The sequence below is a fragment of the Nioella sediminis genome (assembly GCF_001879695.1).
GTDB classification, from domain to species: domain Bacteria; phylum Pseudomonadota; class Alphaproteobacteria; order Rhodobacterales; family Rhodobacteraceae; genus Nioella; species Nioella sediminis.
The window spans coordinates 1-26,137 of sequence record NZ_MNBL01000034.1 but is presented as its reverse complement, the minus strand read 5'-3'; the positions used below and the strand labels follow the sequence as shown (position 1 = coordinate 26,137).

Below are 26,137 nucleotides of genomic sequence, written 5' to 3'. Positions count from 1 at the left end.
ACCTCCGCCGGAGGCATCCTGTACCATCCACCAGTTCAACCGTCAGAGATGGCAGACCAACCCCGATCCCCTCCGATCCGTGGCGCCCATCTCTCATCCCGCGCGCGGGAAGGGCCTTCGAAGGCCCTTGCGAAGAGGTTTCGAAACCTCTTCCCCCCGCGAGCGGCAAGGTCTTGCGATCGGTCCGGCCCCGCCTCGAAAATCCGGGTTTTGTCTGCACGAAGGGTGTACGGGGGTGTACAGGGGGTGCACGCGTGGCACCTCCTTGATTTCGCCTCAGAACGCCTGATCCTTCACCGCCTCCATCGACACATGGGTCGAGGTATGGCCGACAAAGGGCAGGGTGGAAATCACCTCTCCCAAAACCCGCCGATAGTCACGGATATCGCGCGTGCGCACCTTCAGAAGATAGTCGAAGGCACCTGCGATCATATGCGCCTGCTCGATCTCCGGCACTTTCAGCGCGGCGGCATTGAACGCCTTCAGCGCATCCTCCGTCGTATCCGTCAACCGCACCTCCACGAAGGCCACATGCTCCTGCCCCAGCTTCGCCGGATCCACCACCGCCCGAAATCCGCGGATCACCCCATCCTTGCGCAAGCGATTCACCCGCATCTGACACGGTGTCTTGGACAGCCCGATTTTCTGGGCGATCTCGGTGACCGGCATGCGCCCGTCGCTCAGCAGCAGGGAAACGATCTTTCTGTCGAAGCGGTCAAGTTGACTTTCCATGTGCCCTCTTGCGATTTTTCGGCCTCAAATTGCCACCGCAATAGGGCGATCTGTCGGAATATTCAACAAGGAAAGGCAACCTGACTTTCACGAAGATGCTAGATTTGGCCATCCCTTCACCTTGAGGTTCGCCATGTCTCCCCTTGCCGATCTGCGTCAGGCCATCCGTGCCGACCACCTGGCCGATGAGGCCCTGCTTATCGACCGACTGACCCGCGCCCATGCGCCCGACAAAGCCGCCCGCACCCGCATGGCGGCCTCTGCGGCCGAGCTTGTCAATGCCATCCGTAATGACAGCAAACCGGGCCTGATGGAGGTGTTCCTGGCCGAATACGGGTTGTCGACCGAAGAAGGCGTCGCGCTCATGTGTCTTGCAGAGGCGCTGCTCAGGGTGCCCGATGCCGAGACCATGGATGCACTGATCGAAGACAAGATCGCACCGTCGGAATGGGGCAAGCATCTGGGACGCTCCACCTCCTCGCTGGTCAACGCATCGACCTGGGGGCTGATGCTGACAGGCAAGGTGTTGAAAGAAAACGCGGAACCCGGCCTGACCGCAACCCTGCGCGGGGCCGTGAAGCGCCTGGGAGAGCCGGTGATCCGTGTCGCAGTGGGGCGCGCGATGAAAGAGATGGGCCAGCAATTCGTGTTGGGCGAGACCATCGGCGAGGCCGTCAAGCGTGGCAAGACCCGCACCGCGCAGGGCTTCACCTATTCCTATGACATGCTGGGTGAGGCCGCGATGACGGCCCATGACGCAGACCATTTCTTTGCCGCTTACAAAGGCGCGATTGCCAAGCTGGCGACCGAAGCCCGACATGACGACATCCGCGCCAATCCCGGCATCTCGATCAAGCTGTCGGCGCTGCATCCGCGCTATGAGGAAACCAAGTCGGATCGGGTCATGACCGAATTGGTCCCCCGTGTGCTGGAGCTTGCGCAGGACGCCAAATCCGCCGGTATGGGCCTCAATATCGACGCGGAAGAGGCGGATCGTCTCGACATCTCGCTCGACGTGATCGAGGCCGTGCTGCGCGACGACAGCCTTGCCGGTTGGGACGGGTTCGGCGTGGTAGTGCAGGCCTATGGCAAGCGCGCGCCGGGTGTGATCGACTGGCTCAATGCGCTGGCGACAGAGCTTGATCGCAAGATCATGGTGCGTCTCGTGAAAGGCGCCTATTGGGACACCGAGATCAAGCGCGCGCAGGTTGAGGGGCTGGCGGGTTTCCCCGTCTATACCCGCAAACCGGCGACCGATGTGGCGTATCTGTGCTGCGCTCGGAAACTGCTTGGCTATTCCGACCGCATCTATGCGCAGTTCGCCACCCACAACGCCCATTCGGCGGCGGCGATCCTCGATATGGCCGAGGATTTCGACGCGTTTGAGTTCCAGCGCCTGCACGGCATGGGCGAGGCGCTGCATGACATCCTGCACAAACGCAACGCCACCCGCTGCCGCATTTATGCGCCGGTCGGTGCGCATCGTGACTTGCTGGCCTATCTGGTGCGGCGGCTTCTGGAAAACGGGGCGAACAGCAGTTTCGTGAACCAGATCGTGGATGAAGACGTGCCTGCAGAGGTGGTCGGCGCTGACCCGTTCGAGCAACTGGCAGAGGCCGCGAAAACCCCTGCGCCGGGCGTCATCGCGCCGCCGCAGCTGTTCGGAGAGCGGCACAATTCCAAAGGGTTCGACCTGCATTCCCGCGATGATCTAGCGGCAATCGAGGCCGCCCGCGCGCCCTTCGCAGATCGTCAGTGGCAGGCGGAGCCGATGTTGGCCGGGCCGGTGCAGGGCGAGGCTGCCGAAGACGTGGTGAACCCCGCCAGGCCGGGCGATATCGTCGGTCGCGTGTCCGAGGCGACGGAGGCGGATGTGGAAACAGCGCTCAACGCCGCCCGCATCTGGGATGCACCAGCAGAGGCGCGCCGGGCCGCGTTGCTCAAGGCCGCCGATCTTTATGAGGACCATTTCGGAGAGATCTTCGCCGTCCTGTCAAGAGAGGCCGGAAAGACCCTGATGGACGGCGTGGCCGAGTTGCGCGAGGCGGTGGATTTCCTGCGCTACTATGCGGATCAGGCCACGGAAGACGCCCCGCGCGGCATCTTCACCTGTGTCTCGCCATGGAACTTCCCGCTGGCTATTTTCACAGGCCAGATCGCGGCGGCGCTGGCGGCGGGCAATGCGGTGCTGGCGAAACCGGCGGAGACCACCACGCTGATGGCCAGCATCGGCGTGCGGTTGATGCATGAGGCTGGCGTGCCCGTTCATGCGCTGCAACTCTTGCCGGGCAAGGGCAGCCGGATCGGCGGGTTGCTGACGGGCGACAGCCGCGTGGCGGGGGTGTGCTTCACCGGCTCCACCGCCACCGCGCAGCGCATCAACCGGGCGATGGCGGGCAAGGTCGCGCCGCATGCGCCACTGATCGCGGAAACCGGAGGTCTGAACGCGATGATCGTGGATTCCACGGCGCTGCCGGAACAGGCGGTGCGCGATATCGTGGCGTCCAGCTTCCAGTCGGCGGGCCAGCGCTGTTCCGCGCTGCGTTGTCTTTACGTCCAGCAGGATATCGCGCCGTCGTTCCTGAAGATGCTGAAAGGCGCGATGGATGAGCTGGCCGTGGCCGACCCGTGGGACCCGGCCACCGATCTGGGGCCGATCATCTCGGTCCCGGCCCGCGACGATATCGCGGCCTATGTCGCCAAGGCCCGCGCCGAGGGTCGGGTGCTGCACGAGACTGGGGCACCGGAGGAGGGCAGTTTCCTTGCCCCGGTTGCGATCAAGGTGACCGGCATCGGAGAGATGGAGAAAGAGGTCTTCGGTCCGGTGCTGCATGTGGCCACGTTCAAATCGCACGAGATTGACAAGGTGATAGCCGACGTGAATGCCAAGGGGTTCGGCCTGACCTTCGGGCTGCACACGCGGATCGACGACCGCGTGCAGCACATCACAGAGGCCGTGAAGGCGGGCAATATCTACGTCAACCGCAACCAGATCGGCGCGATTGTGGGCAGCCAGCCCTTCGGGGGCGAGGGGCTGTCGGGCACCGGACCAAAGGCGGGCGGGCCGGCCTATGTGGCCCGGTTCCGTGCGGTCAGCACGCCCACGGCGCCTGCGCGGGGCGGCAAGGGTGCGGACCCCGTTCAGGTACAGGCGGCGCTGGACAGGGCGGTGACAGACACGCTGAAGCGGCGCGGCACAGAGAGCCTGCCCGGCCCCACGGGTGAATCGAACCGCCTGTCTATCTTCCCGCGCGGCACGGTCCTGTGCCTTGGCCCGACCGAGGAAGCGGCGGCCGAACAGGTGCGCATCGCGGAATGGGCGGGCTGCAAGGCCGTTGCCGTGGCTCCCGGTGCTGAAATCGACGGGGTGTTGCAGGCCGAGGCGATGACCGATCTGTCCGGCTTTGCCGTCGTCGCCTATGACGGGCCGGAGGACCCCGCTCGCGCGATCCGAACCGCTCTGGCGGCGCGCGAGGGGCGGCTTATCCCGCTTGCCTCCCGCGCGGATCTGGCGGCGATGTGTCGGCTGGAACGTCACGTCTGCATCGACACCACGGCGGCGGGCGGCAACGCCTCGCTTCTTGCGGCGGCAAGCTGACAGGTGGGGCCTTAGCGGCCCCGCCACACCATCACCGATTTCACCGCCTCGGGGACAAGGACCAGCGGCAGGGCCAGAAGGCCGATCATCTGCCAGTGCGCGACCCCGAGCGGCACGGTGCCAAGCAGCAGTTGCAGGGGCGGCCAGTAAACGGCGGCGACCTGCGCGGCCAGCATCGCCACAAGCGCCAGCAGCAGCAGCGGGTTGGAGGCCAGCCCGATCTTCCAGCAGGGTTGCCGGAAGGACCGGAAGGCGAAGACGCTCATCTTTTCGAAAACCACGATGGCGGTGAAGGCGGCGGTGCGGGCGATGTCCTCGCCCTGCGGCAGGAACGTGTAGAAAATCCACAGGCCCGCAGTGCCCGCATAGGCCCCGAAAGCAAGGATCATCGCCAGACCCGCTGGCCCGAGGATGCCTGCTTTCATCGGACGAGGCGGGTCCTCCATCTGGTCCTTGGTGGCCTTTTCCAGCCCGAGCGCAACGGCGGTCACCCCGTCGGTGATGAGGTTCATCCACAGAATCTGGGTGGCCAACAGGATGAGAGGGCCGCCGAGGTAGAGGTTGGCGAGGATCGCCACGACCTCGCCCGCGTTGGACGACAACAGGTAGCGCACGAAGCGCTGGACGTTCTCGAACTGGCGGCGGCCTTCGCGGACGACCCGGACGATGGTGGCGAAATTGTCGTCGAGCAGCACCAGATCGGCGGCGTCCTTGGCCACGTCGGTGCCGCGAATGCCCATGGCGACGCCGATATCGGCGCGCTTCAGGGCGGGCGCGTCGTTGACCCCGTCGCCGGTCATGGCCACGATCTGGCCTTCGGATTGCAACGCCTCGACCAGCCGCATCTTGTGGGCTGGGGCGGTGCGGGCGAAGACCACGTCCTGCGCCAGCAAGGCGCGCAGTTCGTCATTTCTCGCTGCGTCAACCCGATCGCCCGTCACCACCTGATCAACCGGCAAGCCGACCTGCCGCGCGATGGCCTGCGCCGTGACCGGGCTGTCGCCGGTGATTATGATTACGCGGATACCGGCCGACCGGCAGGCGGCGACGGCGGCGGGCACTTCGGGCCGGGGCGGGTCGATCAGGCCCACGAGGCCTAGGAACGTGAGGTCGTTCTCCACCGCGTCCTTGCCCGCGACAGGGGCCGAGGCCAGCGCGATGACCCGCAGCCCCTCGCTTGCCATATCCGCATAGGCGGTTTCGATTGCCTGCCGGACAGGTCCTGTCACGGGTGTCGGGCCCTCTGGCCCCGCCAGATGGGAACAGACGTCGAGGATCGACTCGGGCGCGCCCTTGGCGTAGAGCACCGGGTCGCCATTGCAGGTGGACACGACGCTCATCCGCTTGCGCTCGGACGAAAACGCCTGTTCCGACAACACGCAGGCCGGGTCGGGCAGGGGCGCCCACCCCTTGTAGGCCAGCGTCATCAATGCGCCTTCGGTGGGCTCGCCCACCATCTGCCACTCACCGGCCTTCTGCTGCAGGCTGGCGTGGTTGCAGATCATCGCGCAGTCCAGAAGCTCGGACAGAACCGGGTCATCGCCATGGCGCAGCGCGCCGTCAGGCCCCCCGATATGGCCGGACGGGTCATAGCCGGTGCCGGTTACGGTCATCACACGGTCCCCGGGCAGCCAGACCCGCGCCGCTGTCATCTTGTTTTCCGTCAGCGTCCCGGTCTTGTCGGTGCAGATGACGGATGCCGCGCCGAGCGTCTCGACCGCCTGCAATCGCCGGGCCAATGCGTGGTGGCGGACCATGGCCGCAGCGCCTAGCGCCAGCGTGATCGTCACGACGGCGGGCAGGCCCTCTGGCACTATGGCCACGGCCAGCGACAGGCCGGTCATGAACATATCCAGCAGGTCCTGACCGACGATCAGCCCCGCCGCCACCACCGCCCCGCCAAGTGCGATCGCGGCAAAACCCATCTGCCGGGCCAGAACGCCCAGTTGCCGGGTCAGGTGGGTCTGCTTTTCGCCAACCGATCCCGTCAGTTCCGCAATCTGGCCGAACTGGGTGCGGCTGCCGGTTGCGGTCACGATCCCCTCGGCCCGTCCTGCCACGACCGAGGTGCCCATGTGGACCGTCGCATCCTCGCCCGATTTGTCGACGGGCAGGGATTCCCCGGTCAGCACGCTTTCATCAACCTTGAGCTGCAACGCGATGTGCAGCGCGATATCGGCAGGCACCCGGTCGCCCGCCTCCATCACCACCAGATCGCCGGGCACGATGGCCGAGGTCTCGATCATCTGCTGCTGACCGTCGCGCACCACCCGTGCCTTTGGGTCGAGCATCCGGCGCAACGCGGCAAGCGCGGTTTCGGCCCGCCATTCCTGAACGAAACCAAGGATACCGTTCAGCAGAACGACAAGACCGATGGCCAGCGCATCCACCACCTCACCAAGGGCGGCGGCAACACCCATGGCCGCGATCAGCACCAGCACCAGAAACCCCGTGAACTGACGCGCGAGGATGCGCAGAGGCGAAATCGCCTGCGCCTCGGCCAGCCGGTTGGGGCCGTGTTCCGCTAGGCGGCGGGCGGCTTCGGAACTGGTCAGGCCGGTGGGGGCGGGCTGGATCATGGCGGGTGGTCCTTTGCGGTCGGTGGCAGGGTAGGGTGTCCTGCAAAGGGGCACCTTGACGGATATCAAGCCGAGCCGGGCTTGCCCCCGCCGCGATATCCCGCGATGAAGGGGAAAAGGCGCGCTGGCGCCGCATCAGGAGGGATGAGACATGGCGAAAGTGGCGTTTCTGGGTCTGGGTGTGATGGGCTACCCGATGGCGGGGCATCTGCAGGCGGCGGGGCATGACGTGACGGTCTACAACCGCACCACCGCGAAGGCAGAAAAATGGGCGGCGCAGCATGGTGGCGCGCATGGCGCGACCCCGCGCGAAGCCGTGGCCGGTTGCGATTTCGTAATGGCCTGCGTCGGCAATGACGACGATCTGAGGTCTGTCGTGTTGGGCGAGGACGGGGCGTTCGCGGGTATGAAAGAGGGCGCGATCTTCGTCGATCACACCACGGTGTCGGCCATCGTGACGCGCGAGCTGGCAGAGGTGGGTACCGAAAAGGGCATCGCCTGGGTCGATGCGCCGGTCTCGGGCGGGCAGGCGGGGGCCGAGAACGGCCAACTCGCCATCATGTGCGGCGGCGATGATGCGCCTTATGCGGCAGCGGTTCCGGTGATGGACGCCTATGCCAAGGCGATCGAGCATTTCGGGCCTGTTGGGTCCGGCCAGATCACCAAGATGGTCAATCAGGTCTGTATCGTGGGCGCGGTGCAGAGCATCTCCGAGGGGCTGTACTTTGCCATGAAGGCGGGTCTCGACGCCAAGAAGGTGGCCAATCTGGTTTCCCAGGGCGCGGGTGGGTCATGGCAGCTGGCCAATCGCGCCGAAACGATGGTGGATAATCATTTCGAGCATGGATTCGCCGTCGACTGGATGCGCAAGGATCTGGGCATCGCGCTGGAACAGGGCAAGGAGATGGGCCTCTCGCTGCCGGTCACGGCGCTTGTCGACCAGTTCTATGCCGAGGTGCAGCAGCTTGGCGGTGGCCGTTGGGACACCTCCAGCCTGATCCAGCGGTTCCGCAAGATGAACGGCGAAGAGATCTGAGGCCACGGGCAGGGGGCAAGGCAGCGTGAGCGTCAATCTGGGCGATCTGTGGGATGGGACGTGGTGCGGTTTCGATGCCGTGATCGACGTGCGCGCGCCCGCCGAGTTCGCCGAGGACCACCTGCCCGGCGCGGTCTCGCTTCCGGTTCTGTCGGATGAGGAACGCGCCCGTGTCGGCACGATTTACAAGCAGGTCAGCCCGTTTGATGCCCGCAAGATCGGCGCGGCGCTCGTGGCCCGCAATGCGGCGGCGCATATCGAAACGCAGCTGATGGACAAGCCCGGCGGCTGGCAGCCGCTGGTCTATTGCTGGCGTGGCGGGCAGCGGTCCAATTCCTTCGCCACCATCCTGCGCCAGATCGGTTGGCGGGTAGAAGTGCTGGAGGGCGGCTATCGCAGCTACCGAAGGGCGGTGGTTGATGCGCTTTATCACAAGAGGTTGCCCTTCCGGCTGATCCGACTCGACGGCAATACCGGCACCGCGAAGACCGCGCTTCTGCCGCTGCTTGAGGCGCGGGGGTTGCAGGTCGTGGACCTTGAGGGGCTGGCTGGACACCGGGGATCCATCCTTGGCTCGGTCGCCGGGGGCCAGCCGTCGCAGAAAGCATTCGAGTCTGGCCTGATCACTGCGCTTCAGGGTCTCGATCCGGCCCGGCCCGTTGTGGTGGAAGCAGAGTCGGCCCGCATCGGCGCGCTGCGCCTGCCGCCCGCCTTGTGGCATGCCATGATCCGCGCCCCGAGGGTCGAGATCGAGGCCCCCGTGCCGGCCCGCTCGGCCTATCTGGCGCGCGCCTATGCGGACCTGCTGGCCGATCCTGCCGAATTAACACGCCTGCTGGAGGGCCTGCGCGCCCTTGTCGGGGCGGAGCGTGTGGAAGAGTGGGGGACGATGGTCGCGGCGCAGGACTGGCATGCGCTTGCAGAAGGCTTGGTCCTCCACCACTACGATCCTGCCTATTCCCGCGCCCGCAAGCGTGACGATGCGCCAACCGCCGCTGTGGTCGAGGCCACAGAGCTGACCGAGGACGCCTTGCCGGATCTGGCCGACCGGCTGGCGCGGGTGTTAGGTGATATCGATCCGGGATGACCCCTCGGTGATCTCTCCGATCTCGACAGCCGGAACCCCGATATCCTGCAAGGCGCGCAAAACCTCATCAGCCCTGTCCGCCGGAACCGCTGCCAGCAATCCACCCGAGGTTTGCGGATCGAAAAGGATCGGGTCGGCAAGACCGTTCAGTGCCCCCAGAACCGCCGCTTCATTCGCCCCGTGAATGGTTGACCGCAGGCCCTTGGCCAGCAGGTCGTTCGCGCCGGGCAGAATCGGGACGCTGGCCTGATCCAGCCGGGCCGCGACGCCTGACGCCTCGCAGATGTTCCACAGATGCCCGGCAAGTCCGAACCCGGTCACATCGGTCATTGCGGTCGCATGCGGGGCGAGGATACGGGCCGCCGGGCCGGAGCTTGTGGCCATCTGTGCCCAAGCCCCCGCCACGACATGCCCCGGTGCTTCAAGCTGCATCTCCGCCGCCAGAATGACGCCGGTTCCAAGGGGTTTCGTCAGCAACAGCCGATCGCCTGGCCGCGCCCCCGCCAGCGTGATCGCAGGCCCGTCCAGCAGCCCCGTTACCGTGAACCCGATGGTCAGCTCATCGCCCATGGAGCTGTGGCCGCCGACGATCTCGGCCCCCTCTGCGGCAAACACGTGCGCAGCCTCGGCCATGATCTCCGCCATCCAGCGGCTTTGCAGTTCGGGCGACAGGCGCGGCAGGATCAGCGTCGCCAGCGCCGACTGCGGCTGTGCCCCCATGGCCCAACAATCCCCAAGCGCGTGAATGGCGGCAATCCGCGCTTGCAGGGCATGGTCGGTTGTGAAGCCGCGCAGATGGTCGGTGGTCAGGATCTGCCGCGCCGAGCCGATTTGCAGAACGGCGGCGTCATCTCCGGGGTCCGACAGCACATCGGGCCGGGTCCGGGCAGGCAGAGAGGCGAGCGCCGATTTCAGACTACCCGGCCCCAGCTTGGCCCCGCACCCCCCGCACATGGGTTTGTCGCCAAGCGTCTCCCGGACGCCTTTTGCCAACTCTCGGGGCAGGCGCGGCGAGGCCATTGGCGACAGGTCGCGGAACTTGTCCATGAACCCCTGGTCGATCCGGTCCTTCCAGCGCCACAAAACGGACCCTGCCCCGACGACCCCACCCTTTTCGGCCAAGGCCCGTTTGCTGCCCAGGGAAATCAGCTTGAGGTAATCGCGCTGTGGCCGGAAGGGCAGCAGGTCATCTTCTCGCCCCATGGCCAGAGCCCGCAAATTGCGCAGAAGGACAGGGGCGGCGCGCACGGCATAAACACCGGCCTTGGGGCGCGGATCGAAAGCCAGATCGGCGCAATCCCCGGCGGCGAAAACCTCTGGATGAGACACCGAGCGCAAGTGCCGATCGACGGTGATATACCCCTCCCGCAGGGTCAGATCGGTATCGGCTAGCCAGCCATGAGGGCGGGCCCCGGCAACGCCAAGGGCAAACGCAGAGGGCAAGACGCCGCCCGATGCAAGGGAGACACCTGCCGGGGAAATCCCGGCAATCGTCTCTCTCGGCATGAGTTGAACGTCGGCCTTGGCAAGCTCTGCCAGCAATCGCGCGCGGGCCTTCGGGTGTATGCCGTCGAGAATGTCTCCCTTGTCGATCAGGGTCACTTCCGCAGCACCGGTTTCGGTTCTCAGCCGGAACGCCGCCGCAAGCGCCAGTTCCGTTCCGGCCACACCAGCCCCGATCACCGTCACCGGCCCGCCGCCAGCCTCGACAAACCGGGCCCAGGCATCCGCGAAACGATCAAGCGGTTTCGCGGCGATCCCATGGGAGTCAAACCCGCGGATCTCGGGCATCCGGCTGTGAATGCCGATATCGACGGACAGAAGATCATAGCTGAAAGGGGCCCGATCCGGGACCGTCACCCGCCGCGCCACGGGATCGATCCCGGTGGCTTCCCCGATCACCAGCCGCGCGCCCGCGAACCGGGCCAGTCTGACCAGATCAATATCAAGCGCCGAGCGTGCGTAATGCCCCGCAACATGACCGGGCAACATGCCGGAATAGGGTGCCGTCGATCCGGGGTTGACCACCGTCAGCCGGACACCCGGCAAAGGGCGCATCCCCCAGGCCTTCAGCACCAGCGCATGGGTATGGCCGCCACCCACAAGTACGATATCCGTTACGATTGGCAGGGCCGGTCCCATCTGTTCCCTCATCTCGTGGCAGACCCGCCATAGCGCGTCTCAGGCCCCAGTGGCACCCCGTGCATGGTCGCGACAAGGTAAATACTTCGTCACACCACTCCCATTCACCTTAACGCGCGCCCCCCTTTCATCTTGGTAACAAATACCTCGGGGGAGTCGCCTGAAAGGCGACGGGGGCAGCGCCCCCATGCCCGCTATCCACCCGTGAAAACCGGTTCCGGGTAGCGCACATGATTCAGATAGAGCCCCTCTGGCGGGCTGACCGGTCCGCAGGCCGCCCGATCCCTCGCCTCAAGGGCCGTCTTCACATCCTCAGGCGACCATGACCCGGCCCCGACCCGTTCCAATGTGCCAACGATCGACCTGACCTGGTTGTGCAAGAAAGACCGCGCGCGCAGGTGAAACCGGAACTCGGTCCCATAGGGGTAGTCAACCTGCTCGATCCTGATCTCGTCGAGCGTCTTGACCGGACTTGCCGCCTGGCAGATCGTGGCGCGAAAGGTGGTAAAGTCATGCAGCCCGATCAGATGCCTGGCCCCTTCTCGCATCGCCTCGATATCCAGCTTGTTCTTGACATGCCAGACTTTGCCCGCGTCATGGGTCAGTGGGGCGCGCCGGGCGATCAGGCGAAACACATATTGCCGTTCCAGCGCCGAAAACCGCGCATGCCAATCGTCTGCGACACGGGCTGCGGCCACGACAGCAACCGGGCGCGGTTTCAGGTGATAGTTCACGGCCTCGGTCAGGCGAAACAGGTCCCAGTCACGGGCAAGATCGCAATGGGCCACCTGGCCGAGCGCATGCACGCCCGCATCGGTACGACCCGCGGTTGCGATCGAGGGCACGTCCCGTTCCAGACGCGACAGGGCTTCTTCAATCGCTCCCTGAACCGAGGGCCGGTCGGGTTGGCGCTGCCAGCCTGAAAAGGGGCGACCGTCATATTCTATCAAAAGCGCAAAGCGGGGCATGGGCTTCCGCTACCGCAAAGCGGGTGAAAGGGCAATCGGCCCTGTAAACCGCCACCACGAATGCCTATTCTCTGACCCATTGGGTTTCGCAAAGGACAGATCGTTTGGTCATCGGTGCCATATCCGACACTCTGGGCCGCGGCGTGGAAAGCGTCGGCTCCGCCATTTCCGAGACGTTTTTCGAACCGGTGATCCGTTTGGGGGTCACCGGGTTGTCGCGCGCGGGCAAAACGGTGTTCATCACATCGCTTGTGGCCAATCTGCTGGACCGTGGGCGGATGCCAGGGCTTCAGGCTGCTGGCTCCGGCCGTATTCAGGCGGCGTTCCTGCAACCGCAGCCCGATGATACGGTGCCACGCTTTGACTATGAAACGCATTTGGCGGCCCTGACCGGGCGCAATCCGCACTGGCCCGAGTCGACCCGTGCGGTTTCGGAACTGCGCCTGTCCTTGCGCGTCCAGCCTTCGGGCCTTCTCTCGGGTCTCTCCGGCCCGCGCACGGTTCATATCGACATCGTGGACTATCCGGGCGAATGGCTTCTGGATCTGTCGCTGTTGGACCAAAGCTACGACCAGTGGAGCGCGGACACATTGGCGCGCGCTGAGACGCGGGACGCTGCCAAGACGTTTCTGGAGCTTGCCACAGGCACTGACGGAACCGCCAAGCTGGAGGAAACCACCGCACAGGGCCTCGCGCGCAGCTTCACCGCCTATCTGAACGAGGCCCGCGAGGCGGGATTCTCCGATTGCACACCGGGCCGATTCCTATTGCCCGGTGAATTGGAGGGCAGCCCCGTTCTGACCTTCGCACCGCTGCCTGCGCGCGAGGCCCCGCGCGGCAGTCTACGCCGGGAGATGGCGCGAAGGTTTGAGGCCTACAAGGCGCAGGTCGTCAAACCCTTCTTCCGCAACCACTTCGCCCGGATCGACCGGCAGGTGGTGCTGGTCGACGCGCTTGGCGCGATCCATTCCGGCCCGCAGGCAGTCGAGGATCTGCGCCGCGCCATGGCAGGCATTCTGGGGGCGTTTCGACCGGGACGAAACTCCTTCCTGTCGGCGATCATGGGCAAGCGGGTGGAAAAGATCCTCTTCGCCGCCACCAAGGCCGACCACCTGCATCACAAGCAGCATCCGCGCCTGACGGCGATCATGGAGGCGCTGTTGCGCGACGCCCGTGACCGGGCCGATTTCGCGGGGGCCAAGACACAGGCCATGGCGATTGCGGCCCTTCGCGCCACGGTGGAAGAAACACGCACCTATGACGGCAAGGAGCTGGATCTTGTGCGGGGCACCCTGCTGGACAGTGGCAAACAGGCGGCCTTCCATCCCGGTGAACTGCCCGAAGATCCGGGCCACCTGCTGGCCCCTGCAAGAAAGGGTGAAACCGCCTGGCTCGATGCCGATTACTCGGTCATGCGCTTCGCGCCCGCCGAACTGACGCTGAAACCCGGTGAAGGCCCGCCACATATCCGGCTGGACCGCGCCGCCGAATTCCTGTTGGGGGACAAGCTGGCATGAGCGACCGCAAAGGCCCTGTCCTGATCGAGCTGGACGACACCCCAACCGAAAGCCCCGCCGCCGCGCCGCCGGTGCCCGATCTCGACTTGCCCGCACCCACGGGCCGCGCCATGCAGACCGTGGCGACGCTGGCCGCGCGCAAACCCTCGCGTCTGGCGCGCCTCTTCTGGGGGTCGCTGGCGGCGCTCCTGGGCTTTGTCATTTCGCTTGCGGCATGGAACTTCGTGACGGCTTTGCTGGCCTCGAACCCCATTCTTGGCTGGATCGCCACCGGGCTGATCGGGCTCTTCGTGCTGGCCGCGCTGTTGGTGGCCCTGCGCGAGGCGGCATCGTTCTTCAGCCTCGGGCGGCTCGACGGGTTGCAGAAAGCGGCTGAATCCGCGTTGGCGACAGGCGACCTGAAGGCTGCGCAGAAGGTTTCGGATGACCTCGTCGCGCTGTATCGGTCGCGGCCCGAGCTACGACTGGGACGAGAGGCACTGGCTGCCCGCTCTGGTGACGTCTTCGATGCGGATGCGGTCCTGCATCTGGCAGAGGATCATCTGCTCGCCCCGCTCGACGCCGCGGCGCGGGCCGAGGTCGAGGCCGCCACGCGACAGGTTGCGACGGTCACCGCGCTGGTGCCGCTGGCGCTTGCCGATGTCGTTGCCGCGCTGACCGCAAATATGCGGATGATCCGGCGCATCGCGGAAATCTACGGGGGCCGCGCGGGAACCCTTGGCGGATGGCGCCTGACGCGCACGGTGATCACCCATCTGGTCGCCACCGGAATGGTGGCCGTCGGCGATGACATGCTGGAACCCATTATCGGCAGCGGCCTTGTCGGCAAAATCTCGCGCCGCTTTGGTGAGGGCGTTGTGAACGGCGCGCTGACCGCCCGCGTGGGTGTCGCGGCGATGGAGGTCTGCCGCCCGCTGCCCTTCCGCAAATCGACCCGGCCTTCCGTCACCGGCCTTGTGCGCAGGGCATTGTCGGGGCTTTTCGGCAAAGGGGATGCCGCATGACCGGGGATCGCCCGCTTCTGGGGATCCTGTTCATGTTGGGCTTCTGCGTGCTGATCCCGTTCGGCGACGCACTGGCCAAGCTGCTTGGCGATACCGTGCCGCTGATCGTTCTGGTGCTGGTGCGCTTCGGGGCGCAGGCGCTGCTGCTGGTGCCGCTTCTCTGGCTGATGGGCGGCACCCTGCGGATGAGTCCGCGCACCTTTCGGCTGACGGCCTTTCGCTCGATCCTGCAGATCCTTGGTATCTCTTTCATGTTCCTCAGCCTGCGCTATCTGCCGCTGGCCGACGCGGTGGCGATTGCCTTCGTGATGCCCTTCATCATGCTGATCATGGGTCATTTCATTCTGGGGGAAGAGGTCGGCATCCGCCGGATCGCCGCCTGCGGGGTGGGCTTTGTCGGCACGCTGATGGTGATCCAACCTAGCTTTTCGGAGGTAGGTTGGATCGCGACGCTGCCCCTGTCGGTGGCCTTCATCTTTTCGGTCTTCATGCTGGTCACAAGACAGATCGCAAAAGAGGCCGACCCGCTGGCCTTGCAGGCCGTCGGCGGTCTGGTCGGTGTGCCGATCCTGCTGGCGCTGCTGCTGTTGCCAATCGACCTGCCGGATCTGACGCCGGGCTGGCCTTCGGGGCCGGATGCGTGGCTGCTGGTTGCCATGGGCGTTCTGGGAACCGTCGCACATCTGCTGATGACGTGGTCGCTGCGGTTTGCGCCCTCTGCCACGCTGGCCCCGATGCAGTATCTGGAAATCCCGGTGGCGACGCTTCTGGGCCTGATCTTTTTCGATGACCTGCCAGACGGGCTGGCCGCGGCGGGGATCGCCCTTACCGTGGGGGCGGGGCTCTACATCATCTGGCGAGAACGGGTCACGTCCCGCGCACAACCGGCGTAAGTGCGGGCATGGGCGGGACAAGGTCGCCGCAGACCAGCCGGGTCAGGATGCCTGGAACGGGCCATATGCGTGACATCGGCGCAAGAACGCGGTCCCGGATCACCGGCAACACCCGGCTGTCAGACTGATACTGCGGCGTGAACGAGGCGCTGAGCGCCTGGTAGGTGGCCACATGCCAGCGCCGCGCCCCGGCATAGAGGCGCAGCGCCTCTTCCCCTTCGGCCATCGCAAGGGCGCGCTGCAGGGCCAGGGCATCCAGCAAGGCCATGTTCGCCCCTTGCCCCAGTTGCGGACTGGCCCGGTGGGCCGCATCGCCGATATGAACGATCCCCTCGCCATAGGGTTTCGCCAGCGACCCATGCGTGTAGCTGGCGAAGGTGAAGGCGTCATGGCCCGTGACCCAGCCAAGGAACGGGGCGAAATCGGGCCAGAGCGCGATTGCCTGCTGTCGCCAATGGGCAAAGTCAGCGCGGGACCAATCCTCGAACCCCGAGACGGGCAGAGAGTAGAAGATGGCGGCAAGCTTCTGACCGGGCTGGTCCGGCATGGTGCCCACGGGCAGGACACCGAACATCCGGTCCGCGCGCCGATAGCATTGCGTCAGCCGATCCTGCGGCAGCGGGCTCTCCTCTGGCCATGGAACGGTGGCCCAGACCGCGCCGTAGGGCAGGGGGCGGCTGACCAGAGGCGACAGGGGCGAGCCCGCGCCGCAGGCGTCGACAATCAGGTCAAACGGGTCTGACAACCCGTCGCCGAAACGAAGCGCCTGCCCCTCGCGCCCCAGAACCCGGTGCGAGGGTATCAGCCGCGCGCCTGCATCCTGTGCTGCGTCAAGAAGCAGCGAAAACAGCGTTGCGCGATGAATGCCAAGGCCCATGCGATCCGAGGCGTTCCCGTAGCTGACAGACAGAACGACGCGATGGTTTTCCGCCTCATGCCCGAACATCGACGAGATTCGTGCCCCAAGGCGGCGCGCCTTGTCGCCCACGCCAATCCTGTCGAGCACGGACAGGCCGACAGGCTGGATCACGAGACCCGACCCCACGGGCTGCGGTGCGTCGAACTGGTCGAACACGGCGACCGAGTGCCCGTCGCGTGCCAGAAGGGCCGCTGCCGCCAACCCGCCGATTCCGGCACCTGCAATACCGATTTTCATCCGCTCCTCGCCCTCTTTGCCCCTGACCTGTGCGCCGAAACGGTGCAAGCCTGACCGGTGATGCTTGACCGATGCGGGTGTTCAGCGCAACCTGAACGGGTTTCAATCATCACTTTCAGGAGAATACCATGAGTTGGAGCAGCCTGTCGGGGGCCAGCAAAGCGGCCCTCATTTTCGCGGTCCTCGGCTTCGTCATCAGCTTCACGACCTTGTCGACCAGTTCGATCAACGGTGTGCGGACCTGTTCCTACATGGATTACGGTGCGCTTCTGTTCGGGGCGCTGGCCATGCTGGCAGGGTCATCCGGGCTGATGCGGCTGCGCGATCTGGCACCTGATGCGCGCAGCCTGAACCTGGTTGTCTGTGTGGCGGCCGATGTTGTCGGCGTAGTCCATATCCTGCGCGGGATCGGCATGGTGGGTGGCCCCTGCGGCTGACTTTGCCACCGGGCGCGGGCAAGATTTTTTGGAAAAATCTTGAAAGGATCTTGCAAGATCCTTCCCCGCGCCTGGCCTGACCGGTCCGCGCTATCTCAGCTTCGGGATGCCGCCGGGCAGGGTGTCCCGGTCCACGACACCGGCCCTCAACGAGCGTCCGATCCGATGTGCCAGTGCTGACCAGCTGGCAGCCTGTTCGGGTGACAGTTCCGCCTCCAGCGTCGCATCGAAGAGCTTCAGCCAGGGCTCGAACATGCCCGGCCGCACGTTGCCTGCCTGCATATGCTTGACCATCGGATTGCCGTCATAGCCCCGTTCGCCCAGAATCGCATTGGCCCAGAACCGGGCAATTTTGGCCTCATGCGGGGGCCAGTCCGTCACATGCGCGGCAAAGACCGGCCCGAGAACCGGATGCGCCCGCACCCCGGCATAGAACCGGGCAACGACCCGTTCGATCTCGGGGCGGGTAATGTCGAACTTGGCAAGCGGCGTGGGTGTCATGCAATCAGTCTGGGACCGCGGCGCGCGCTTCGCCAGTGGCCATCTGGTCGCGCCACGGACCTCTGGACGCCCCCTGTCGGCAGCCCTATAAGGCACCACATGACCCGCCCATTCGTGCGCATCATTATTCGAATTATCGGCCCGGCTCTCTGAGACCAAGAGACGCCGGGACAAGGTGTTTGATTTTTCGCACCGCCCTGATAACCCCATCCCGACAGACTATCTGAAGGACGCCGATCCATGTGCGCCGATACGCCCGAGCAGTCGCTCGACTACAAAGACACGCTGAACCTGCCCAAAACCGATTTCCCCATGCGCGCGGGGCTTCCCAAACGCGAGCCCGAGTGGCTCGCCCGGTGGGAGAAAATGGGCATCTATGACCGCCTGCGCGCCAAGGAGGGCCGCACGCCCTTCACGCTGCATGACGGCCCTCCTTACGCCAACGGGCACCTGCATATCGGCCACGCGCTGAACAAGACGATCAAGGATATGATCGTGCGCAGCCATCAGATGATGGGCCATGACAGCCGCTATATCCCCGGCTGGGACTGCCATGGGCTGCCGATCGAGTGGAAGATCGAGGAACAGTACCGCGCCAAGGGCCAGAACAAGGACGACGTGGATGTTGTGGCCTTCCGCCAGGAATGCCGTAAGTTCGCGGAAGGCTGGGTCGATATCCAGCGTGACGAGTTCAAGCGCCTTGGCATCACCGGCAACTGGGCCGATCCCTACCTGACCATGGCCTATCACGCCGAGCGGGTCATCGCCGAGGAGTTCATGAAATTCCTGATGAACGGGACGCTCTATCAGGGGTCCAAGCCCGTGATGTGGTCGCCCGTTGAAAAGACCGCGCTGGCCGAGGCCGAGATCGAGTATCACGACCACAAGAGCCACACGATCTGGGTGCCGTTCGAAGTGGTAGGTGTTACGGATGACCGGGCTGCGCTGGTCGGAAAAGTCGCCAAAGCAGTGTATGGCGGGGATGAGAAAGACAACTCTCCAAACAATCAGGCATCTGCAGGCATGCTCTTGGGCGCCAAGGCCGTCATCTGGACCACGACCCCCTGGACGATCCCCTCGAACAAGGCCGTGGCCTTCAACCCGGCGATCTCCTACGGGCTCTATGAAGTCACCGGGCGGCCCGAGGAGTGCTGGTGCCGGATCGGCGACCGCTATCTGCTGGCTGACAATCTGGCTGGCGAGGTGCTGTCCAAATCGCGGCTGGACGAGACCATGTATCGCCGCCTGCGCGACGTGACGGCGGAAGAGCTTGGCACACTGATGCTGCAACATCCGTTCCACGGGCTCGACGGGGCCGATGGCTTCTGGGATTACGACGTACCGATGATCGACGGCGATCACGTGACCGATGATGCGGGGACGGGCTTCGTCCATACCGCGCCCTCGCACGGGGCCGACGACTACGACTGCTTCATGAAGCGCAACTGGCTTGACCGGATGACCCACAATGTGGGCGAGGAATCCGAGTTCCTGCCGCATGTGCCCTTCTTCGCGGGCCTCCAGGTCTTCGACCGCAAGGGCAAGGAAGGCAAGGCCAACGCCGCCGTCATCGACAAGCTGGTCGAGGCTGGCAGCATCATCGCGCGCGGTCGCGTGACCCACAGCTACCCGCATAGCTGGCGGTCCAAGGCGCCGGTCATCTTCCGCAACACGCCGCAATGGTTTGCCGCCATCGACAAGCCCGTGGGCGACGATCAGGACCAGTACGGCACCACCATCCGTGAACGCGCCCTGACCTCCATCGACAGCCTTGTGAAATGGACCCCGCAGACCGGGCGTAACCGGCTCTATTCCATGATCGAGGCCCGGCCCGACTGGGTTCTGTCGCGCCAGCGGGCCTGGGGCGTGCCGTTGACCTGTTTCACCAAGAAGGGCGCATTGCCGACGGACGAGGACTTCCTGCTGCGCAATCCAGAGGTCAACGCCCGCATTGCCGAGGCATTCGAGGCCGAGGGCGCGGATGTCTGGTACATGGACGGCGCGAAGGAACGGTTCCTTGGCGGCATCGTGAGCCCCGACGACTACGACCAGGTCTTCGACGTTCTGGACGTGTGGTTCGACTCCGGCTCCACCCATGCGTTCGTGCTGCGTGACCGGGAAGACGGCACCGAAGACGGCATCGCCGATGTTTACATGGAAGGCACCGACCAGCATCGCGGCTGGTTCCATTCCTCGCTGTTGCAGGCCTGTGGAACGCTTGGCCGTGCGCCTTATCGCAATGTGGTGACCCATGGCTTCACGCTGGACGAAAAGGGCATGAAGATGTCCAAGTCGCTCGGCAACACCATCGTGCCGGAGGCGGTCGTCAAGCAATACGGGGCCGACATTCTGCGCCTTTGGGTGGCGCAGGCGGATTATACCAACGACCAGCGGATCGGGCCGGAAATCCTGAAAGGCACCGCCGACAGCTATCGCCGGTTGCGCAACACGATGCGCTTCATGCTGGGGTCTCTGTCCGACTTCAGCGAGGCGGACCGGGTTGATCCGTCCGAAATGCCGGAACTGGAACGGTGGGTGCTGCACCGTCTGGCGCAGCTCGATCATACCGTGCGGGCGGGCTATGCCTCGTTCGACTTCCAGGGCGTGTTCCAGGCGCTGTTCAACTTTGCCACCACGGATCTGTCGGCCTTCTATTTCGACATCCGCAAGGATGCGCTCTACTGCGACGGCGACACCCTGAACCGCCGGGCGGCGCGCACGGTGCTGGATGTCCTGTTCCACCGGCTGACCACCTGGCTGGCCCCGATCCTTGTCTTCACAATGGAGGAGGTCTGGCTGGAACGGTTCCCGGGCGAGGACAGCTCGGTCCACCTCGTGGACTTCCCCGAGACACCCGCCGACTGGCTGGACGAACCGCTGGCCGCCAAATGGGCCAAGGTGCGCCGCGCCCGCCGGGTGGTGACTGCCGCGCTGGAAATCCAGCGCCGCGAAAAGGTGATCGGGGCTTCGCTGGAGGCCGCGCCGGTGGTGCATGTGCGCGATGTGGACACGCTTGCCGCGCTGCGCTCGGTCAATTTCGCCGATGTCGTGATCACCTCCGACGTGAACCTGACCGGCGATCCCCTGCCGCAGGAGGCGTTCCGTCTGCCAGAGGTCGAGGGCGTCGGCGTGGTGTTTGAGACCGCGGAGGGCGAGAAATGCCAGCGCTGCTGGAAGATCCTGCCCGATGTGGGGACGCATGCCCACGCAGGCACCTGCAAACGCTGCGACGAGGCGCTTGGCTGAACCGGCTTATAAATTCTGATCAGAGGGCGTCCCACGCGGGGCGCCCTTTCCACTTACTCCATCAACCCGCGCAGGTAGTCCGGATCTGCAAAGCTGCCCCAGCCAAAGGCCATCCGGCCCCGCCCGCGCGTCGTCTCGATCCCGTCCACATAGGTGCCGCGCACGGCGATCGGGTACATGCCGGTCGGAACCACCCGCTCTTCGGAATAGATCAGCGCGCCGGTGCCATCGCGGCAGGTCATGGTGCCTGCGCCCGACCGGTCCAGCCGCAACTCCATCGGCATCTCGCACGTGATCCCGTCGCCCGACAGCCGGGTCACTGAGGACAGTTCGAAATCGGTCTGGATATCGCCCGTCAGAACCCATTCGGTCCCGTCCGCCAGTTGCATGACAGCGGCGGCCTGGGTGCGCAGGGTCTGGGAACAGGCGGTAAGGCCCAAGAGGGCCACGGCCATTACAAGCGTCGTTCTCAAGCTTGGCATTCATGCCTCCTGCCCGTTGTTTTGGCGTCACTCTCTGCCGCAAGCCATCCCCTTGCAACGACAATCCCAGAGGCCCGAGCGGACCGGCGGTGTTCAGCGCATTTGGGATGTGCGAATTCGCAGGGTCACCCGCGCCTTTCGCTTGGCGCCTTCGCGCCCTATCTTTCGCCAAAGCAAGCGCGAGTCATTTTAAAACAGGATATCCCCATGACCGACCCCAAACCCTATGAGCCCCCCAAGGTCTGGACCTGGGAGAAGGAAAGCGGCGGAACCTTCGCCTCGATCAACCGACCCATTGCCGGGGCCACCCACGAGAAGGCGCTGCCGGTCGGCAAACACCCGTTCCAGCTCTATTCCCAGGGCACGCCCAATGGGGTGAAAGTCACGGTGATGCTGGAAGAGCTTCTGGCCGCCGGTCACGATGCCGAATACGATGCCTGGCTGATCCGCATCGGCAAGGGCGATCAGTTCGGCTCGGGCTTCGTCGAGGTGAACCCAAATTCCAAGATTCCGGCGCTGGTGGACCATACCGGGGCGGAGCCGGTGCGCGTCTTCGAATCCGCCTCGATCCTGATGCATCTGGCCGAGAAATTCGGGGCCTTCCTGCCCGCCTCCGGCCCGGCGCGCACCGAAACGCTCAACTGGCTTTTCTGGCAGATGGGCAGCGCGCCCTATCTGGGCGGCGGCTTCGGCCATTTCTACGCCTACGCGCCCGAGAAATGGGAATATCCGATCAACCGCTTTGCCATGGAGGTGAAGCGCCAGCTTGACGTGCTGGACCGGCACCTTGCGGACAATGAGTGGATGGCCGGTGGTGACTACTCCATCGCCGATATGGCGATCTGGCCCTGGTATGGCGGGCTGGTCAAGGGCTGGCAGTATGGCGCGGCGGAGTTCCTCGACGTGGCCAGCTACACCAATGTGGTGGAATGGGCCGAACGCATCTACGCGCGCCCGGCGGTCAAGCGGGGCCGGATGGTGAACCGCACGGCGGGCGATCCGGCAACACAGCTGCATGAACGCCACGATGCCTCGGATTTCGAGTTGCGCACGCAGGACAAGCTCGACCCCGCCGAATGATCGCTTGCGTGGATAGCCCCGTGGGTCGCCTGACCCTGACCGAACGGGACGGGGCCATCACGGCGCTGGAGTGGCGGGACGAGGATGCCCCGCCCGAGACGGATCTGATGCAGCAGGCGGCCGGGGAACTGGCCGCCTATTTCGACGGTGACCTGACCCGCTTCACCCTTCCACTCGCCCTGCGCGGGTCGGATTTTCAGCAGGCATTCTACCGCGCGCTTTGCGCCATCCCCTATGGAGAAACCCGGACCTATGGGGATCTGGCCACGGAACTTGGCGTCTCTGCACAGGCCATCGGGCAGGCTTGCGGGGCCAATCCGATCCCGATCCTGATCCCTTGTCACAGGGTATTGTCCTCAACCAGCCTTGGCGGATTCTCTGGCGCGGGTGGGGTCGAGACAAAGGTGGCGCTTCTCAAGCTGGAAGGCGCGGCCTCGCTCCTCATCTGACCGGTCCGAGCGTTGTTCGGGTTTCATGCTGTTTACGGCAGGCGGCATCCTTTACCTGATCTTCGAGGATATCCAAAGCCAAAGAGGCCCGATATATCCAAATATGACGCCACCCAAACACTCGACCCTGATACGGCCTTGCGCCGGTTGGAAGAGTCCTTGCCCTGCTTCACCCCGGTCCCGGTTCCGAAAGCCACGGCACAGGACTACGAGGACCTGCCCGTCGTGGCCTGATTTCAAAGGGCTTGGGTGACTCGCGCAATAGCTGCTATTCTTTCGGGGTATTCCACCCCTGCGCGAGTTTTCCCATGCCTCAATCCATTACTGTTCTCGTCGGCACCACCAAGGGCGCTTTCCTGATTTCCGGCGACGCGGATCGCAGCGGCTGGCAGGTCAGCGGCCCCCATTGCGGCGGCTGGCCGATCAACCACATGGTGGGCGACCCGGATACCGGCACGATCTGGGCGGGGGGCGGTGGCGATTGGCATGGGGCGGGCGTCTGGCGGTCGGAGGACGGTGGCGAAACATGGGAGCTTGCCAAGCTCTCCTCCGGGCAGATGGATGAATGGGCCGCGAATGACGCCGATTTCGCCGCGATGATCGGTTGGACCGATACGCCGCCCCCGTTCGGTGATGATCTGCACTCGGTCTGGTCGCTGCATCAGGCACATGGGGTGCTTTATGCAGGCGTGAAGCCCGGCACCCTTCTGGAAAGCCGCGATGGCGGGCAGAGCTGGACCCGCAACGAAGGCCTCGCCGGTCACGAAAGCCGCGAAGGCTGGGGGCCGGGGGCAGCCGGGCTGACGCTGCACACCATTGTCTCGCATCCGACGGATCCTGCAAAACTGTGGATCGCGGTCTCTGCCGCCGGGGTCTTCGCCAGCGAAGATGGCGGCCAAAGCTGGGACCGGCGCAATCGCCTGTCGAATGCCGAAAGCTGCGCCTATCACGACCATCCCGCCGCGCCGCGTGACGGGCAGACCGGGTATTGTGTTCACAATATGCAACGCGCCGGCGACGGAACGCTCTACCAGCAGAACCACCACGGTGTGTTCCGCAGCCGCGACGAGGGCCGGTCCTGGGACGATATCACCGCAGGACTGCCCTCGACCTTCGGCTTTCCCATTGCCGTCAATCCCCATGATCCCGCGATGATCTGGACGATCCCGCTCAATGGCGACATGGCGGGCCGTTTCCCGCCCGATGCCGCCGCCGCTGTCTGGCGGTCTACCGATGGGGGCGACAGCTGGCAGGCGATGCGGCAGGGCCTGCCGCAGACCGCCTGTTTCTTCACCGTCCTGCGCCAGTCCATGTCCACCGACCGGGCCGATCCCGCAGGTGTTTATTTCGGCACCAATACCGGGTCCGTCTTCGCCAGTTTCGACAAGGGCGAAAGCTGGTCCGAGATCGCCCGCCACCTGCCCACGGTTCTGGGGCTGGAGGTTCTGCACCGCACCTGACGCAATTAGGCGATTTGCGAAACCGCAGGTCCGGGGTAGCCTTCGGCGAGGGGAGGACGGGGAATGGACGCAGATGTGATCGTCGTGGGCGGCGGGCTGGCCGGCATGGTCGCGGCCTGGCATGCGGCGGAGCGTGGGCGCAGCGTGATCCTGCTCGATCAGGAAGGCCCCCAATCGCTCGGCGGGCAGGCCTGGTGGAGCCTGGGCGGGCTCTTCATGGTGAACACCCCCGAACAGCGTCGGCTTGGCCTGAAAGACAGCCGCGATCTGGCCCGCGCCGACTGGATGGGTTCGGCGCAGTTCGATCGGGCGGTGGATGACATGCCGCGTCAATGGGCCGAGGCCTATCTGGATTTCGCCGCCGGTCCGATGCGGTCTTACCTGCACGGGCTCGGGATGCGCTGGTTCCCCGTGGTGGGATGGGCCGAACGCGGCGGCGCGCTGGCGGGCGGGCATGGCAATTCCATCCCGCGCTTTCACATCACATGGGGCACGGGGACAGGCGTGGTCACGCCCTACGCGGACCGCATCCGTGCCCATGACAGGATCAAGCTGCGCTTTCGCCACCGGGTGACCGGGCTGATCATCGAGGGCGACGAGGTGCAGGGGGTGCATGGCGTCACGCTGGCCGAGGACGATGCCTCGCGCGGTGCCCCGACCAATCGCGAGGTGGAGGGAGAGTTCACCCTACGCGCCGGGGCCGTGGTGCTGGCAACCGGTGGTATCGGCGGTAACCACGAGCTGGTGCGCGACTACTGGCCCCGCGACCGGTTGGGGATGCCGCCAGAGCAGATGGTGTCGGGCGTGCCGGACTATGTGGACGGGCAAATGCAGCTTGTGGCGGAACGCACGGGTGCCGCCGTCATCAACAAGGACCGCATGTGGCATTACTGCGAGGGGGTGCGGAACTGGGATCCGATCTGGCCGGGCCACGGTATCCGCATCCTGCCCGGTCCGTCCTCGCTGTGGTTCGATGCCAATGGCGACCGGATGCAGGCACCGTTCTTCCCCGGCTTCGACACGCTTGGCACGCTGAAACGCATCCTGTCCACGGGGCATTCCCATAGCTGGTTCATCCTGACCCAGAAGATCATCGAAAAGGAGTTCGCCCTGTCCGGGTCGGAACAGAATCCCGACCTGACATCGGGCCGTTGGCGGGCGGTTCTGAAAGAAAGACTGGGAAAAGGCGCGACGCAGGCGGTCGAGGCGTTCAAGGACAAGGCCGAAGATTTCGTGGTTGCAGGTGAGTTGCAGGATCTGGTGGCCGGGATGAACCGCATCAATCCCGGCCCGGAACTGTCGTTTGATCATATTCGCGGGCAGATCGAGGACCGTGATCGGCAGATCGTGAACAAGGTTTCTAAGGATGCGCAGGTGACCGCGATCCGGGGCGCGCGCGGTTATCTGGGCGACAGGCTGATCCGCACGGCGAAACCGCACCGCATCCTCGACCCCAAGGCCGGGCCGCTGATCGGGGTGCGGCTGAATGTGCTGACGCGGAAATCGCTTGGCGGGATTCACACCGACCTTGCAGGCCGGGTGCTGCGCAGCGATGGCACGGTTTTGCCGGGGCTGTGGTCGGCGGGCGAGGTGGCGGGGTTCGGCGGTGGCGGCTATCACGGCTATAACGCGCTGGAAGGGACGTTTCTGGGCGGCTGTATCTTTTCGGGCAAGGCTGTGGGCGAGGCGCTGTGACGCGACCGGGATTTCGCCGCCTTCGGCGTCGACCCGCGCGGCCCTTGCGGGCCGCGAATGGGGGCTCTGCCCCCG

The 26,137-nt window shown here is 65.1% G+C and carries 19 protein-coding genes; 12 read left to right on the top strand and 7 right to left on the bottom strand.

The features are described 5' to 3' along the window. Positions 1-276: 276 nt before the first annotated feature. Positions 277-732, bottom strand: a complete 456-nt coding sequence (locus BKY26_RS04370; RefSeq protein ID WP_071689187.1) for an Lrp/AsnC family transcriptional regulator — start codon at positions 730-732, stop codon at positions 277-279. A gap of 133 nt (positions 733-865) precedes the next feature. Here BKY26_RS04370 and putA point away from each other — a divergent pair, with 133 nt between their 5' ends. Next, entirely contained in the window at positions 866-4,330 is a 3,465-nt protein-coding gene (putA, locus tag BKY26_RS04365; RefSeq protein ID WP_071689186.1) for a bifunctional proline dehydrogenase/L-glutamate gamma-semialdehyde dehydrogenase PutA, read from the top strand. A gap of 11 nt (positions 4,331-4,341) precedes the next feature. On the opposite strand, the gene BKY26_RS04360 is transcribed toward putA, so the two are convergent. Then, positions 4,342-6,909: a cation-translocating P-type ATPase gene (locus tag BKY26_RS04360; RefSeq protein WP_071689185.1), complete on the bottom strand. Its 2,568-nt coding sequence runs from the start codon at positions 6,907-6,909 to the stop codon at positions 4,342-4,344. 151 nt (positions 6,910-7,060) lie between these two features. On the opposite strand from BKY26_RS04360, the gene BKY26_RS04355 reads away from it, so the two are divergent. Then, on the top strand, positions 7,061-7,945 hold the full coding sequence (locus tag BKY26_RS04355) for an NAD(P)-dependent oxidoreductase (RefSeq protein WP_071689184.1): 885 nt from the start codon (positions 7,061-7,063) through the stop codon (positions 7,943-7,945). A gap of 25 nt (positions 7,946-7,970) precedes the next feature. Continuing rightward, the gene (gene mnmH / locus BKY26_RS04350) at positions 7,971-9,032 is read left to right on the top strand and encodes a tRNA 2-selenouridine(34) synthase MnmH (protein ID WP_071689183.1); all 1,062 of its coding nucleotides are present in this window, start codon (positions 7,971-7,973) and stop codon (positions 9,030-9,032) included. On the opposite strand, the gene selD is transcribed toward mnmH, so the two are convergent. Together selD and truA are read right to left on the bottom strand one after the other, a co-directional pair. Then, entirely contained in the window at positions 9,009-11,174 is a 2,166-nt protein-coding gene (selD, locus tag BKY26_RS04345; RefSeq protein WP_071689182.1) for a selenide, water dikinase SelD, read from the bottom strand. The genes mnmH and selD overlap by 24 nt on opposite strands. A 194-nt stretch (positions 11,175-11,368) precedes the next feature. Continuing rightward, positions 11,369-12,142 carry a tRNA pseudouridine(38-40) synthase TruA gene (gene truA / locus BKY26_RS04340; RefSeq protein WP_071689181.1) on the bottom strand — a complete coding sequence of 258 codons (774 nt, stop codon included), beginning with the start codon at positions 12,140-12,142 and terminating at the stop codon, positions 11,369-11,371. A gap of 104 nt (positions 12,143-12,246) precedes the next feature. Between truA and BKY26_RS04335 the strand changes: the two genes are divergently transcribed. From BKY26_RS04335 to BKY26_RS04325, 3 genes are read left to right on the top strand one after another with little or no spacing between them, the layout of a single operon-like run. Next, a complete protein-coding gene (locus BKY26_RS04335; RefSeq protein WP_071689180.1) occupies positions 12,247-13,659 on the top strand; it encodes a YcjX family GTP-binding protein in 1,413 nt (470 codons plus the stop codon). Continuing rightward, complete coding sequence (locus tag BKY26_RS04330) at positions 13,656-14,663, top strand: YcjF family protein (protein WP_071689179.1); 1,008 nt, start codon at positions 13,656-13,658, stop codon at positions 14,661-14,663. The genes BKY26_RS04335 and BKY26_RS04330 overlap by 4 nt, the downstream gene beginning before the upstream one ends. Then, positions 14,660-15,556 carry a DMT family transporter gene (locus BKY26_RS04325; RefSeq protein ID WP_071689178.1) on the top strand — a complete coding sequence of 299 codons (897 nt, stop codon included), beginning with the start codon at positions 14,660-14,662 and terminating at the stop codon, positions 15,554-15,556. The genes BKY26_RS04330 and BKY26_RS04325 overlap by 4 nt, the downstream gene beginning before the upstream one ends. On the opposite strand, the gene BKY26_RS04320 is transcribed toward BKY26_RS04325, so the two are convergent. Next, positions 15,531-16,712 (bottom strand): FAD-dependent oxidoreductase, encoded by a 1,182-nt coding sequence (locus BKY26_RS04320; RefSeq protein WP_071689177.1) that lies wholly within the window; start codon positions 16,710-16,712, stop codon positions 15,531-15,533. The two genes, BKY26_RS04325 and BKY26_RS04320, sit on opposite strands and share 26 nt — an antisense overlap. Positions 16,713-16,840: 128 nt before the next feature. On the opposite strand from BKY26_RS04320, the gene BKY26_RS04315 reads away from it, so the two are divergent. Then, entirely contained in the window at positions 16,841-17,149 is a 309-nt protein-coding gene (locus BKY26_RS04315; RefSeq protein ID WP_071689176.1) for a hypothetical protein, read from the top strand. Positions 17,150-17,239: 90 nt separating this feature from the next. On the opposite strand, the gene BKY26_RS04310 is transcribed toward BKY26_RS04315, so the two are convergent. After that, positions 17,240-17,650, bottom strand: a complete 411-nt coding sequence (locus BKY26_RS04310; protein WP_071689175.1) for a group III truncated hemoglobin — start codon at positions 17,648-17,650, stop codon at positions 17,240-17,242. A gap of 240 nt (positions 17,651-17,890) precedes the next feature. On the opposite strand from BKY26_RS04310, the gene ileS reads away from it, so the two are divergent. After that, positions 17,891-20,896: an isoleucine--tRNA ligase gene (ileS, locus tag BKY26_RS04305; RefSeq protein WP_071689174.1), complete on the top strand. Its 3,006-nt coding sequence runs from the start codon at positions 17,891-17,893 to the stop codon at positions 20,894-20,896. Positions 20,897-20,949: 53 nt separating this feature from the next. On the opposite strand, the gene BKY26_RS04300 is transcribed toward ileS, so the two are convergent. Further along, positions 20,950-21,378, bottom strand: a complete 429-nt coding sequence (locus tag BKY26_RS04300; RefSeq protein ID WP_131541767.1) for a hypothetical protein — start codon at positions 21,376-21,378, stop codon at positions 20,950-20,952. Between the two features lie 207 nt (positions 21,379-21,585). On the opposite strand from BKY26_RS04300, the gene yghU reads away from it, so the two are divergent. From yghU to BKY26_RS04280, 4 genes are all read left to right on the top strand, one after another. Next, complete coding sequence (gene yghU / locus BKY26_RS04295) at positions 21,586-22,458, top strand: glutathione-dependent disulfide-bond oxidoreductase (protein WP_071689172.1); 873 nt, start codon at positions 21,586-21,588, stop codon at positions 22,456-22,458. Next, complete coding sequence (locus BKY26_RS04290; RefSeq protein ID WP_071689171.1) at positions 22,455-22,907, top strand: methylated-DNA--[protein]-cysteine S-methyltransferase; 453 nt, start codon at positions 22,455-22,457, stop codon at positions 22,905-22,907. The genes yghU and BKY26_RS04290 overlap by 4 nt, the downstream gene beginning before the upstream one ends. A gap of 308 nt (positions 22,908-23,215) precedes the next feature. Continuing rightward, complete coding sequence (locus BKY26_RS04285; protein WP_071689170.1) at positions 23,216-24,367, top strand: WD40/YVTN/BNR-like repeat-containing protein; 1,152 nt, start codon at positions 23,216-23,218, stop codon at positions 24,365-24,367. A 63-nt stretch (positions 24,368-24,430) separates the two neighbouring features. Then, complete coding sequence (locus tag BKY26_RS04280) at positions 24,431-26,062, top strand: FAD-binding dehydrogenase (RefSeq protein ID WP_071689169.1); 1,632 nt, start codon at positions 24,431-24,433, stop codon at positions 26,060-26,062. Positions 26,063-26,137 lie beyond the last annotated feature (75 nt).